This is a genomic window from Arthrobacter sp. GCM10027362, from assembly GCF_042679445.1.
Lineage (GTDB): Bacteria > Actinomycetota > Actinomycetes > Actinomycetales > Micrococcaceae > Crystallibacter.
Genome location: NZ_JBHTML010000119.1, coordinates 1 through 13,114, shown reverse-complemented (window position 1 = coordinate 13,114; position 13,114 = coordinate 1). Strand labels below are relative to the sequence as shown.

Annotated in this window: 6 protein-coding genes and 1 pseudogene; 1 reads left to right on the top strand and 6 read right to left on the bottom strand. The window is 69.5% G+C overall.

Going from position 1 to position 13,114, the window contains the following annotated elements; translation table 11 throughout:
• The 3 genes and pseudogenes from ACFQ36_RS15415 to ACFQ36_RS15405 form a co-directional block, all read right to left on the bottom strand.
• Nucleotides 1-1,619, bottom strand: a pseudogene (locus tag ACFQ36_RS15415) (1,4-alpha-glucan branching enzyme); the annotation flags it as partial.
• Nucleotides 1,612-3,408: a maltose alpha-D-glucosyltransferase gene (gene treS / locus ACFQ36_RS15410; protein ID WP_377015096.1), complete on the bottom strand. Its 1,797-nt coding sequence runs from the start codon at nt 3,406-3,408 to the stop codon at nt 1,612-1,614. The pseudogene ACFQ36_RS15415 and the gene treS, both read right to left, overlap by 8 nt.
• Nucleotides 3,408-5,462 (bottom strand): alpha-1,4-glucan--maltose-1-phosphate maltosyltransferase, encoded by a 2,055-nt coding sequence (locus ACFQ36_RS15405; protein ID WP_377015098.1) that lies wholly within the window; start codon nt 5,460-5,462, stop codon nt 3,408-3,410. Before ACFQ36_RS15405 ends, treS begins: the two co-directional genes overlap by 1 nt.
• A 170-nt stretch (nt 5,463-5,632) precedes the next feature.
• Here ACFQ36_RS15405 and glgP point away from each other — a divergent pair, with 170 nt between their 5' ends.
• On the top strand, nt 5,633-8,236 hold the full coding sequence (gene glgP / locus ACFQ36_RS15400) for an alpha-glucan family phosphorylase (RefSeq protein WP_377015094.1): 2,604 nt from the start codon (nt 5,633-5,635) through the stop codon (nt 8,234-8,236).
• Between the two features lie 71 nt (nt 8,237-8,307).
• On the opposite strand, the gene glgX is transcribed toward glgP, so the two are convergent.
• The 3 genes from glgX to cysS all read right to left on the bottom strand — a co-directional run bounded on the left by glgX (nt 8,308) and on the right by cysS (nt 12,968).
• Nucleotides 8,308-10,404 carry a glycogen debranching protein GlgX gene (gene glgX / locus ACFQ36_RS15395; RefSeq protein ID WP_377015092.1) on the bottom strand — a complete coding sequence of 699 codons (2,097 nt, stop codon included), beginning with the start codon at nt 10,402-10,404 and terminating at the stop codon, nt 8,308-8,310.
• 29 nt (nt 10,405-10,433) lie between these two features.
• Nucleotides 10,434-11,417: a 23S rRNA (guanosine(2251)-2'-O)-methyltransferase RlmB gene (gene rlmB / locus ACFQ36_RS15390; RefSeq protein WP_377015090.1), complete on the bottom strand. Its 984-nt coding sequence runs from the start codon at nt 11,415-11,417 to the stop codon at nt 10,434-10,436.
• Between the two features lie 72 nt (nt 11,418-11,489).
• On the bottom strand, nt 11,490-12,968 hold the full coding sequence (cysS, locus tag ACFQ36_RS15385) for a cysteine--tRNA ligase (protein WP_377015088.1): 1,479 nt from the start codon (nt 12,966-12,968) through the stop codon (nt 11,490-11,492).
• Between the last annotated feature and the right edge of the window lie 146 nt (nt 12,969-13,114).

The following is a 13,114-nucleotide window of genomic DNA, read 5'->3' as shown; positions in this document are numbered from 1 at the left end:
ACGACGGCGGCCGGCGCGCTGCCGGGGACCGCGCCGGATACCGGTTCGAGGCCGGCCGGGGAACCGGCGGCAGGCTCCGGCCTGGCGCCGGCGTTCTTGCCGGCGGGACCGTTCTTCCCGGAAGGATTCGGTTTGGGTCCGGTCCTGGCTTCCACGTCTTGCTCCTCGTCTGTGGTGGTCTGACTGATCCGTTCCAGCTCGTGCCTGACGGCCTGGACGGGTACCTCCACCCACTGCGGGCGGTTGCGTTGTTCGTACACGACTTCGTACAGGGCCTTGTCCAGCCACAGGCCGACAAACAGCGGTGCGGAGGTGTCCACGGTGCTGCCGGTTTCGGCCTCATAGCCGTCGATGAAGGCGGCCTTCGTGGCAGCGGCCCACTCTGCGGCTGCCGCCTCGGCGCCGTCCTTCCGGTCCTCCCGGGCGGCCAGCAGGGCCACTCCGGCGGCATAGTCGAAGGATCGCAGCATGCCCACCACGTCGCGCAGGGCGACGTCGTCCGTGCCGCGGCTGTCCAGCGGGCGCAGCGGCTCGCCCTCGAAGTCCAGCACCACCCAGCCCCGGTCCTTCGAATGCAGCACCTGGCCCAGATGGTAATCCGCGTGGATGCGCTGCAGTTCGGGCCGCTCCGCCGCCTGCGGCAGTTCCGCCAGCCGCTTCAGCACGTCCTCGATTGCTTCATCCAGCGGTCCGACGACGGCGCCGGCCTGGGCCCAGCCCCACCGGATCCGGTCCGCCAGGTCGTCCACGAGGGCGGCCAGCTCCTCCCGTGTTGCGCTGCGGCTGCCGAAGGCCTGGCGCAGCTGGCGGTGGATCCGCCCGGTCACGGCCCCGAGTCCGCGCGCCTGGGCGGTGAAGTCCTCGTTCGCCACGGCGGCCGAGGACGCGGTGCGCCAGGCGTCCTCGCTGTCCGGGATGAATTCGCGCAGCACGCTCAGGTGCCCGGTATCCCACAGCGGATCCGCCCCGTCGTCGTCGGCCTGGCCCGGGGTCAGCCAGCCGCCGGTCACCCAGCCGTAGGTGGCGGGCACATCCGCCGAGTCCAGTTCGCTGAGCCGGGCGCCGATCTCCACGTCCGGGTTCGCCCCGGCTTCCAGCACACGGAAGAACTTCACGATCAGGGGCGTCCTGCCGGTCTCCACCACCACGGAGGTGTTGGACTGTTCCCCGGCCAGGACCTTGGTCTTCAGCGGTTCGTCGAAGCGGGGCCAGCGCTCGAACCCTGATCCGGCGTGTCCGCGGCAAAGCCCGTTGCGCGTGCCGGTGCCGCTGCGCATCATTTCCAGCCAGGCGGCCACGAAGAGCGGGTCGTAGGCGCCGTCGTACAGCCAGCGCCGGGACGCACCGTCGCCACCGGCGTTGAGCTCCCCGATCAGCCCCTGCTCCGCCCCCTCCAGGGGTGTGTCCCGGAGGCTGACCGGAACGTTGACCACGTAGGCCTGCTTCCCGGTGTGGACCGCCACAATATGCACCGCCAGCGCGGTCTTCCCGCCGGGGTCGGGCAGCCGGATCCCCCCGAGCCGGCGCAGCACCACGTCCTGGCCTTTGGCCGGGAACCAGCGCTGGCGCGGCAGCCAGTCAAGAAGCATCTGGGGCAGGGGCGGTGTGACATCAGGCATCGGCTGCAACCTCCGGTCGCGGGTCGGCGTGGATGAGGGGAAGGGCAGAGGTCACCGGCGAGGACGGGCTCGACTGCGCCGAACGCAGCCGCAGCCAGTAGAAGTCGTGGCTGCCCAGGGTCAAGGTGACCTGGCCGGCGCCGTCCAACCAGGGGAACGGGCTGCCGCCGAAGAGGTCCCGCAGGCCCCTGCCGGCATATTCGGGCAACCGCAGGGTCGCGGCCGCCGGATGCTGGGAGAAATTGAAGACGCAGAGCAGGGTCTCGTCCTGCTCCCCTTCCGGATTGTCCTGGGGCAGTTCGCGCAGGAATGCCAGCACGGCTTCGGCTTCCACCGGGACGTTGCGGTAGCGTCCGAGGCCGAAGGCCGGATGGGTGCGCCGGACGTCGAGCATCTGCCGGAGCCAGTGCAGCAGCGAGGTCGAATGGGCCAGCTGGGCTTCCACGTTCACGTAGTTGTAGTGGTACACCAGGGACTGGACCACCGGCCGGTACAGCTTGCCCGGGTCCGCCGTGGAAAAGCCGGCGTTGCGGTCCGGGTTCCACTGCATGGGGGTGCGGGAAGCGTCGCGGTCCTCGAGCCAGATATTGTCCCCCATGCCGATTTCGTCCCCGTAGTAGAGGAACGGGCTGCCCGGCAGCGACAGCAGCAGCGCGTGGATCAGCTCCAGCTCGGCCCGGGAGTTGTCCAGCAGCGGCGCCAGCCGGCGGCGGATGCCGATGTTCACGCGCATCCGGGAGTCCGGCGCGTACCAGCCGAACATGGCCTCGCGCTCTTCGGTGGTGACCATCTCGAGGGTCAGCTCGTCGTGGTTGCGCAGGAAGATGGCCCACTGGGCCCCGGCGGGAATCTCGGGCGTCTCGGCCATGGTCCGGATGATCGGCGCAGCCTTCTGGTCCCGCAGCGCGTAGTACAGCCGCGGCATGATCGGGAAGTGGAAGGCCATGTGGCACTCCGGCAGGATGTCCCCGTCCTCGGTGTGCTGGCCGAAATACTCCACCACTTCGTGCGGCATCTGGTTGGCCTCGGCGATGATGACGCGGTTGGGGTATTCGGCGTCCACCAGGGCGCGCAGCTTCTGCAGGAACCTGTGGGTGGCCGGCAGGTTCTCGCAGTTGGTGCCCTCTTCCTCGAAGAGGTAGGGGACCGCGTCGGCCCGGAAGCCGTCGATGCCCTGGTCCAGCCAGAACCGGACCACATCGAAGACCGCCTCGATGACCCGGGGGTTTTCGAAGTTCAGGTCCGGCTGGTGGCTGAAGAAGCGGTGCCAGAAGAACTGGCGCCGGATCGGGTCGAAGCTCCAGTTGGAGTCCTCCGTGTCCACGAAGATGATGCGGGCTCCCTGGTACTTCTCGTCCGTGTCGCTCCAGACATAGAAGTCCCCGTAGGGGCCCTCCGGATCGGTCCGGGACGCCTGGAACCAGGCGTGCTGGTCCGAGGTGTGGTTCAGCGGCAGGTCGATGACCACCCGCACGCCGCGGGCGTGGGCCTCCGCAACCAGCCGCTTGAAGTCGGGGATGGTGCCGAACTCGTCCAGCACGTCATAGTAGTCGGACACGTCGTAGCCGCCGTCGCGCAGCGGGGACTTGAAGAAGGGCGGCAGCCAGAGGCAGTCGATCCCCAGCCATTGCAGGTAGTCCAGCTTCTCGATCAATCCGGAAAAGTCCCCGGAACCGTCCCCGTTGGCGTCCGCAAAGCCCCGCACCAGCACTTCGTAGAAGACGGCCTTGCGGTACCATTGCGGATCGTGGGAAAGGCCCGGAGCACTCAGTCGGAAAGGACCTGCCACTAGCGGCTCCTGCGCACGTGCAGCACGTGGGCAGGCTCTGCACGCGGGTCCAGGCGGACGTAGTTGCGCTCTCCCCATCGCCAGCTCTCGCCGGAGATCAGGTCGTCCACCCAGAAGGTGCCGTCCTCGTTCAGGTCCTCCGGCTCCAGCCCCAGCGCCGCCGGGTCCAGGTCGACCATGCCTTCGCGGACGTGGTGCGGGTCCAGGTTGACGACGACGACGATGGTGTCCTTGCGTCCTGCCGCATCCAGGTTCTCCTTGTGCTTGGCGTAGGCCAGGGTGGCGTTGTCCGTCGTGGCCAGGACGGACAGGTTCTGCAGGTCGCCCAGTGCCGGGTGGTCGCGGCGGATCTGGTTCAGCCGGGTGAGGTAGGGCGCCAGCGAGCGGCCTTCTGCCTCCGCCTTGGCGAAGTCGCGGTGTTTGTACTCGTACTTTTCATTGTCGATGTATTCTTCGGCCCCCGGGCGCGCCACGTGCTCGTACAGCTCGTAGCCGGCATAGACGCCCCACAGCGGGCTCGCGGTGGCGGCCAGCACGGCGCGGACCTTGAAGGCCGCCGGGCCGCCGTACTGCAGGTACTCGGTGAGGATGTCCGGGGTGTTCACGAAGAAGTTCGGCCGGAAGAAGGCCGGGGTCTCATGGCTGACCTCGGTAAAGTACTCGGCCAGCTCCTCCTTGGTGTTACGCCAGGTGAAGTAGCTGTAGGACTGCTGGAAGCCGGCCCGGCCCAGGGCGTGCATCATGGCCGGGCGGGTGAACGCCTCGGCCAGGAAGACCACCTCCGGGTACTCCCGGTTGACCTCGCCGATCAGCCATTCCCAGAACCAGACCGGCTTGGTGTGCGGGTTGTCCACGCGGAAGATCTTCACGCCGTGGCTGATCCACAGCTTCACGATCCGCAGGATCTCCATCGACAGGCCCTGCGGGTCGTTGTCGAAGTTCAGCGGGTAGATGTCCTGGTATTTCTTCGGCGGGTTTTCCGCATAGGCGATGCTGCCGTCCACCCGGGTGGTGAACCACTCGGGGTGTTCGGTGGCCCAGGGGTGGTCCGGGGACGCCTGCAGCGCCAGGTCCAGCGCCACTTCCAGGCCCGCCTCGGCCGCCGCGGCAACGAAGGCGTCGAAGTCCTCGAAGCCGCCCAGGTCCGGGTGGATCGCGTCGTGTCCGCCCTCGGCCGCGCCGATCGCCCACGGCGAGCCGGGGTCCCCGGGACCGGCCACCAGGGTGTTGTTCCGTCCCTTGCGGTTGGTCCGGCCGATCGGGTGGATCGGCGGCAGGTAAATCACGTCGAAGCCCATGGCGGCGACCGCGGGCAGGCGCTTGGCCGCCGTCGCGAAGGTGCCCGAGGTCCAGGTGCGGCTCTGCGGGTCGAAAACCGCGCCCTCCGAGCGCGGGAAGAACTCGTACCAGGCGCCGCGCCCCGCGCGGTCGCGCTGGACCAGCAGCGGGTAGGACCTGGAGACGGTGACCAGCCCGCGGATGGGGTGTTCGTCCACGGCCGCCTGCACCGCCGGCTCGGACCCGGCCTCGAGGCGTTCGGCCACCGGCCGGTCGGCATCGGCCAGCAGGGCGGCAGCCTGCCGGAGCACCTGGGCATTCGGGCCGGGACGGCCCTGCTGTCCGGCGGCCCTCGTGAACAGCTGGGAGCCTTCGGCCAGCATCAGTTCCACGTCCACCCCGGCGGCGATCTTCACCTCGGCGTTGTGCAGCCAGGTGGCGTACAGGTCCGCCCAGCCTTCGATGGCAAACGACCAGGAACCGGGATAGGTCGGGCGCAGCGTTCCGGCCCAGCGGTCCGTCCCCTGGCCCGCCGGGGCCAGCCGGGCGCGCTGGACGAACCGGCCGTCCGGATCGAAAAGCACGGCGGTGACGCCAAGCAGGTCGTGGCCCTCCCGGAAAACGGTGGCCGCCACCTCGATGTCCTCCCCCGGAACGGCCTTGGCCGGAAACATCCCGCCTTCCACCACGGGCGCGACCTCCGTGATCGGGATGCGGCCAAAACGCAGCCCCGATCCCGCAGGCGCCGTTCCCGGCCCGGTGTCGGCGGTGCCCAGCGAATCGTCCCTAAAACCGGCAGCAGTATCTGTGGTGAATGTGGTCACACGGTAGACGTTAGCGAGAAACAACGCCGATTGCGAAGGACCGGCACGTTCCTGTCCGGGATTCCTCGGGCGTTTACGTGGCGGAAACGCGTCCGTGCATGATCTGCGCTAGCGTAGGCCCAATGAAGGCGATTCGCAGATTCACCGTCCGCACTGTACTTCCGCCGAGCATCGCACCCCTTGCCCGGCTGGCCCGCAATTTGCGCTGGTCCTGGCACCGCCCCACCCAGCAGCTGTTCGAAAGCCTGGACCCCGCGGCCTGGCAGGAACTGCACCGGGACCCGGTGGCGCTGCTGGGCTCCTTCACGCGCGAACGGCTCCAGAACCTGGCTGCCGACGCCACGCTGGTCAAGCAGGTCCGCGCCCTGGACGCGGACCTTGAGCGGTACTTGAGCGAGGACCGCTGGTACCAGTCCCTGGGCCCGGATGCGCCGCAGTCCGTCGCCTACTTCTCCCCCGAATACGGCATCTCCGCCGTGCTGCCCCAGTACTCCGGCGGCCTGGGCATCCTGGCCGGGGACCATCTCAAGGCGGCCTCGGACCTGGGCGTGCCGCTGGTCGGCGTCGGCCTGCTCTACGCCGCCGGCTACTTCAAGCAGTCGCTCAGCCGCGACGCCTGGCAGCAGGAAACCTATCCGGTGCTGGATCCGGACGACCTGCCCCTGACGCTGCTGCGCGAGGAGGACGGCAGCCCGGCCCAGATCGTGCTGCCGCTGCCCAACGGGCGCAAGCTGCTGGCCCGCATCTGGCGCGCCGACGTCGGCCGCGTGCCGCTGCTGCTGCTCGATTCCAACGTCCCCGGCAACGACGAGGCCGCCCGCGCCATCACGGACCGGCTCTACGGCGGCGGCGGGGACCACCGCCTGCAGCAGGAACTGCTGCTGGGCATGGGCGGGGTCAAGGCGCTGCGCATCTTCGAACGGCTCACCGGTGCGCCGCGGCCGGAGGTCTTCCATACCAACGAGGGCCATGCCGGCTTCCTGGGCATCGAGCGGATCCAGGAACTGATGAGCGCGGGCCTGAGCTGGAACGAGGCGCTCGCCGCGGGCCGGGCCAACACGGTGTTCACCACCCACACCCCGGTCCCGGCGGGCATCGACCGCTTCGACGTGCTGCAGGTGGCCCATTTCTTCCGGGCCGGGCTGGCCCCGGACGTGCCCACCGACCAGGTGCTGGCCCTGGGCGAGGAGAGCTACGAAGGCGGGGACCCGACCAAGTTCAACATGGCCGTCATGGGCCTGCGGCTGGCCCAGCGGGCCAACGGCGTCGCCAAGCTGCACGGGGTGGTCTCCCGCGGCATGTTCTCCGGCCTGTGGCCGGGCTTCGACACGGAAGAGGTGCCCATCACCTCGGTGACCAACGGCGTGCACGTGCCGACCTGGGTCGACCACCGCATCGCCGAACTGGCCCGCGAAAAGCTCGGCAGGGAAACCGTGGAGGCCCGGCGCTGGGACAAGGTCTACGAGGTCGGCGACGCCGAGATCTGGGGCCTGCGGCGGCAGCTGCGCAGCAACCTGATCGAGGATGTCAGGCGCCGGCTGAAGGCATCGTGGATGAAGCGTGGCGCCAGCGACGCCGAACTGGCCTGGACCGCCTCCGTCCTGGATCCGGACGTGCTCACCATCGGCTTTGCCCGCCGCGTACCGACTTACAAGCGGCTGACCCTGATGCTGCGGGATCCGGCCCGGCTCAAGGCCCTGCTGCTGCATCCGGAGCGCCCCATCCAGCTGGTGATCGCCGGCAAGTCCCATCCGGCGGACGAGCAGGGCAAGCGCATGATCCAGGACCTGGTGCGCTTCACCGACGATCCGGAGGTGCGGCACCGGATCGTGTTCCTGCCCAACTACGACATCGCCATGGCCAGGACCTTGTTCCCCGGCTGCGATGTCTGGCTGAACAACCCGCTGCGTCCGCTGGAGGCCTGCGGCACCTCGGGCATGAAGGCCGCCATCAACGGCGGGCTGAACCTGTCCGTGCTGGACGGCTGGTGGGACGAGATGTACGACGGCGACAACGGCTGGGCGATTCCGTCCGCCAGTGCCAACGTGACCCCGGACGAGCGGGACAACATCGAGGCGGCGGCGCTGTACGACCTGCTCGAGCACCACGTGGCACCGCGGTTCTACGGCAGCGAGCAGTCCGATGCCGCCGGCGCGGCCGGTCCCTCCGCGCCCTCCCCGGACCCGGTCCCGCATCAGTGGATCGCCATGATCAAGCACACCCTGGCCACCCTCGGTCCGGCGGTGTCCGCCGAGCGCATGGTGCGCGACTACGTGGAGCGGCTGTACCGGCCCGCTTCCGCCTCCGGGCGCACGGCGCGGGCCGAGCACTTCAAGGCGGCCCGGGAGCTGGCGGCCTGGACCGCACGCGTGCGCCAGTCCTGGCCGGAAGTCGTGGTCGAACATGTCGACTCGCTGGATGTCACGGACGAGCCCCAGATCGGCGACAGGGTGCGGATCAATGCCTACGTGCGCCTGGCCGAGCTGACGCCGGAGGATGTGGCCGTGCAGGCGGTGCACGGCCAGGTGGCCGAGAACGACGAACTGGACCAGATCTCGCTCTGCGAGCTCGAGCTCGAAGAGGATCTCGGGGACGGCCGCTTCCTCTTTTCCGGCGCGGTAACAATCGACCATTCCGGTTCGTTCGGCTACACGGTCCGGGTCCTGCCGCGGCACCAGCACCTGGCCACGGATGCCGAACTCGGCCTGGTCGCCAACGCCGGCTAGGGATTGGGGAGCTCCCGGCGTGCCGCTGACGCGGCACGCCGGGAGGTCGCGTCCCACCCTAGGCGCTCGGATCAGATCTTGTAGGCGGCGACGGACCAGGCACCGACCATTTCGTGCTCGCCGCCGCGGATCTTCGCTCCGCGGCGGCGGTCGCCCATCTCGGACGAGGTGAACAGCAGCTCGAACATTTCCCGCTCGGCGCCCGGCCCGGTCCCGGCACGCCGCTGCGCCGTCGGCAGGGTGACCTTGCGGTTCCCGTCCGAGCCGTTGAAGACCAGCAGGCCGTCGTTGGCGCCACCGGGCGATCCCAGCAGCACCTGGACCAGCCGGGTGTGCGGATCCTCCCACTCGCGCAGCGACATCGGTTCGCCGCGCTCATTGAACCACAGCAGGTAGGCGTCGTCGGTACGGGCAGGGTAGCTGTACGGCTGGTGGCCCAGGAAGGACTTGCGCAGCTTGATCAGCCGGCGCGTGGTCTTGAGCATCTGCTCCTGGCGGTCGTCCAGCACCCAGTTGGTCCAGGCCAGCCGGTTGTCCTGGCAGTAGGCGTTGTTGTTTCCGTGCTGGCTCCTGCCGATCTCGTCCCCGGCGGTGATCATCGGCACGCCCATGGACAGCAGCAGGGTGGCCATCAGCGTGCGGGCCGAGTGCGCCCGGGCATCCAGGATCCTGCTGTCCCCGGTCGGCCCCTCCACGCCGTGATTGTAACTGCGGTTGTCGTTGGCGCCGTCCCGGTTTTCCTCCCCGTTGTCCTCGTTGTGCTTGCGGTCGTAGGCGGTGAGGTCGGCCAGGGTGAACCCGTCATGGGCGGTGACGAAGTTCAGCGAGGCCAGCGAGCTGCGGCCGGAGGGCGCGAACAGGTCCGCCGAACCGGAGATCGCGTTCGCCAGCCGCGCCACGGAGCCGCGCGGCCGCCCGTGGTTCAGCGGGTGCCGGTCCGCGAGCCAGAAGTCCCGGACGCTGTCCCGGAAACGGTCGTTCCAGTCCGCCCAGCCGGGCGGGAATCTGCCGGTCTGCCAGCCCCCCGGTCCCAGGTCCCACGGTTCGGCGATGAGCTTGACCCCGGCCAGCGCGCGGTCGGCGCCGACCGCGACCAGGAAGGGATGGCTGGGGTTGAAGTTGCCGTGGCCGTCCCGGCACAGCGACACGGCCAGGTCGAAGCGGAAGCCGTCGATGTGGTATTCCCGCACCCAGTGCCGCAGCGAATCCAGTGCCAGCTGGACCACCCGCGGCTCGCTGAAGTCCAGGGTGTTGCCGCAGCCGGTGGTGTCCACGTAGTAGCCGTTGGCATCGTGCCGGTAGTAGACCTCGTCGGCCAGGCCCCGGAAGGACAGGGCCGGCTGGTCCGCTCCCCCCTCGGCGGTGTGGTTGTACACCACGTCGAGGATGACCTCCAGGCCGGCGGCGTGCAGCCGGCCGACCATGGTCTTGAACTCATCCTGCACGGCCTTGGCGCCCGCGGCCCGGGCCGCGGCGGTGGCGTAGCCCGCATGCGGTGCGAAAAATCCCAGCGTGTTGTAGCCCCAGTAGTTGGACAGGCCCAGTTCCTGCAGGTGGGGTTCGTCAATGTGGAAGTGCACCGGCAGCAGCTGCACGGCGGTGACGCCCAGGCTGGCCAGGTAGTCCAGCATCACCGGGTGGGCCAGGCCGGCGTAGGTGCCCCGCAGTTCGGCCGGGATCCCCGGGTGCAGCATGGTCTGGCCCTTGACATGGCACTCGTACACCACGGTGTCCCGCCAGGCGGTGCGCGGCGGGGTGTCGGCCTCCCAGTCGAAATCCTGGCCGACGCAAACCGAATAGTAGATGCCGTCGTCGTCCTCGACGCCGCGGCCGTACGGGTCCAGCAGCAGCTGCCCCGCGCCGCCGTCGGGCAGCACGGCCCCGTGGGGCCAGAAGGCGTAGCGGCAGCCTTCCCGCAGGCCGTCCACGATGCCGTGGTGCACCCCGTCCGTGTGCCCATGCAGCAGCACGGCCTCCCAGCGGCCCGAGGAATCCTGGAAATGGACGTCCATGGCCCGGATATCCGGGGCAAAGACGGCAACGTTGGCACTGCCGCCGGCCGCCCCCTGGTCCTGCGGTGCGGGGCTGGCGCCGAGGGGGAAGTGCCGCGAAGGGCGGGCCGGACGTACGCTGGACCGGGACTGGATGCGCGAATTGGGATGGACCAATATGGCTGCCTGTTCCTGTTGTCCGGCCCCTACCGGGCGGCGCGCTGCCGGGAGACTTCGTACAGGCTGATGCCCACGGCCATCGAGGCATTCAGCGATTCCATCGCCGAGTCGATCGGGATCGAGACGATCTGGTCGCAGTTCTCGCGCACCAGCCGGGACAGGCCCTTGCCCTCGGAGCCGACCACGATGCAGATCGGTTCCGCGGCCAGCTGCAGTCCGGGCAGGGACACGTCCCCGCCGGCGTCGAGGCCGAGCACGAAGATGCCCATTTCCTTGAAGGCCTTCAGCGCGTTGTTCAGGTTGGCCGCCCGGGCCACCGGCACGCGCACCGCGGCACCGGCGCTGGTCTTCCAGGCCGACGCCGTCATGCCCACGGTGCGGCGTTCGGGCACGATCACGCCGTGGCCGCTGAAGGCGGAGACCGAACGGATGATGGCGCCCAGGTTCCGCGGGTCGGTGATGCCGTCCAGCGCCACCAGGAGCGGGGCGTTGCGGATGTAGCCCTTCTTCCACTTGGCCACCGTCTCTTCGGCCAGCTCCAGGGCATCGGCGTACTCGTACGGCGGGATCTGCAGGACCAGGCCCTGGTGCACCGCGTCTCCGGTCATCCGGTCCAACTCCGGCTTGTGCGTTTCCATCACGGGGATGCCGCGCTCGGCCGCGAGCTTCAGCGATTCCTTGACCCGGTCATCCATTTCGATCCGGACGCCAACGTGCAGCGCCTTGGCGGGCACGCCGGCGCGCAGCGCCTCCACCACGGAGTTGCGCCCGGTCACCACCTCGTCGGCGGAGCGGCGCCCGCGCGCAGCGGGCCGCTGGGCCGTGCCCTGGCGCTTGGCCGCGGAACGCTCGGCCAGCTGCTTGGCACGGTAGGCCTTGTGGTAGACGCGGTCCTCGGCCTTCGGCGTGGGGCCCTTGCCTTCCAAGGCCTTGCGCCCGTGGCCGCCGGTGCCCGCGGTGGGGCCCTTCTTCTTCTTGCGGATGGCGCCCGGGCGTCCTTTATTGGCCATGGTTGCAACCTTCGGTCAGGAGGGTGGATGCAGTTTCCGCCGGCGGTAGCCGGTGCGGAAACACTTGGATGCCTAGAGTTTACCGGCCCCGAGGCTCCAGGCCGCACCGTCGGCGGTATCCTCGACCAGGATGCCCGCCTCGGCAAGGGTATCGCGGATGGCATCGGCGCGGGCCCAGTCCCTGGCCTCGCGGGCCGCCCGGCGTTCCTCAAGCTGTGCGCGGACCAGGGTGTCCAGGGCCCGGTACTCCGCTTCCGAGGCGCCCCCCGTGCCCCACTGCTCGTCCAGCGGGTTGATGAACAGCACGTCGGTCATCGCCCAGACCTCGCCCAGCGCCTCGGCCGCCGCGTCCTTGTCCTGGGCGCTCAGGGCGGTGTTGCCGCGGCGGACGGCCTCGTGGACAGCCGCCAGCGCCTGCGGCACGTTCAGGTCATCGTCCATGGCGTCGCGGAAGGCCCCGGGCACCTTCCCGGCCGCCAGGTCCTGTCCGCCGGAGACGAACTTCAGCGCCCGCTGCATGAACCCCTCGATGCGTTCGACGGCGGCGGCGGCCTCGGCCAGCGAGCCCGGGTTGTAGTCCAGCGCGGAGCGGTAGTGCGCCTGGCCCAGGTAGTAGCGCACCACCAGCGGCTTGGCCACCTGCAGCATCTCGGCCGGCGTGACGATGTTGCCCACCGACTTGGACATTTTCTCGCCTTCGAAGGTGACCATGCCGTTGTGCATCCAGAAGTTGGCGAACCCGTGGCCGGCGGCCTGGGACTGCGCCACCTCGTTCTCGTGGTGCGGGAAGCGCAGGTCCAGCCCGCCGCCGTGGATGTCGAACTCGGTGCCCAGGTACCTGGTGACCATCGCCGAGCATTCCACGTGCCAGCCGGGCCGGCCGGCCCCCCACGGGCTGGGCCAGGCCGCCGTCTCCGGCTCGCCTGCCTTGTAGCCCTTCCACAGCGCGAAGTCGCGCGGATCCTTCTTGCGGCCGGCGAACTCCGGCTCCACGTCCGGGGCGGCCTGCATGTCCTCGATGTTCTGCCGGGTCAGGCTGCCGTACTTGTCCCAGGAGCGCACGTCAAAGTAGACGTCCCCCGAACCGTCCGGCGCCGGGTAGGCGTGGCCGCGGTCGATCAGCAGCTGGATCAGCTGGTGCATCTCGGTGATGTGGCCGGTGGCACGGGGCTCGTAGGTGGGCCGCTGCACGCCGAGCAGGTCGTACGCGCGCTGGAAGACCTGCTCGTAGCGGTAGGCCAGCGCCCACCACGGCTCGTTCGGGATGACCGGCGCGTCCGGATCCGCCGGGTCGAACGGTTCGTAGGACGCCGCGGACTTGGCCAGGATCTTGTCGTCAATATCCGTCACATTGCGCACCACGGTGACGTCGTAGCCGCTGTAGCGCAGCCACCGGGTCAGCTGGTCGAAGGCGATGCCGGAACGGATGTGGCCCACATGCGGATCCCCCTGCACCGTGGCCCCGCAGTAGTACAGGCCGACTTTGCCCGGCTGCAGCGGGACGAAGGTGCGGACCTCGGCGGCGGCGGTGTCATAAATTCTCAGGCTCACCGCTCCAGCGTAACGCTCACAGCCGGTGCCGTGTGCTTCGCACGCCCGGATCCCGGACGGTCCGGCCGGCGCCCCGCCGCGGGCGCGGGCCGGAACTGCCGGGCCCGGCCGCTACCGGTGTTGCGGGACGACGACGGCGGTGGCCA

Coding starts and splice junctions, on each gene's coding strand:
- glgP (WP_377015094.1), top strand. CDS start 5,633: ATGAAGGCGATTCGCAGATTCACCGTCCGCACTGTACTTCCGCCGAGC.
- rlmB (WP_377015090.1), bottom strand. CDS start 11,417: ATGGCCAATAAAGGACGCCCGGGCGCCATCCGCAAGAAGAAGAAGGGC.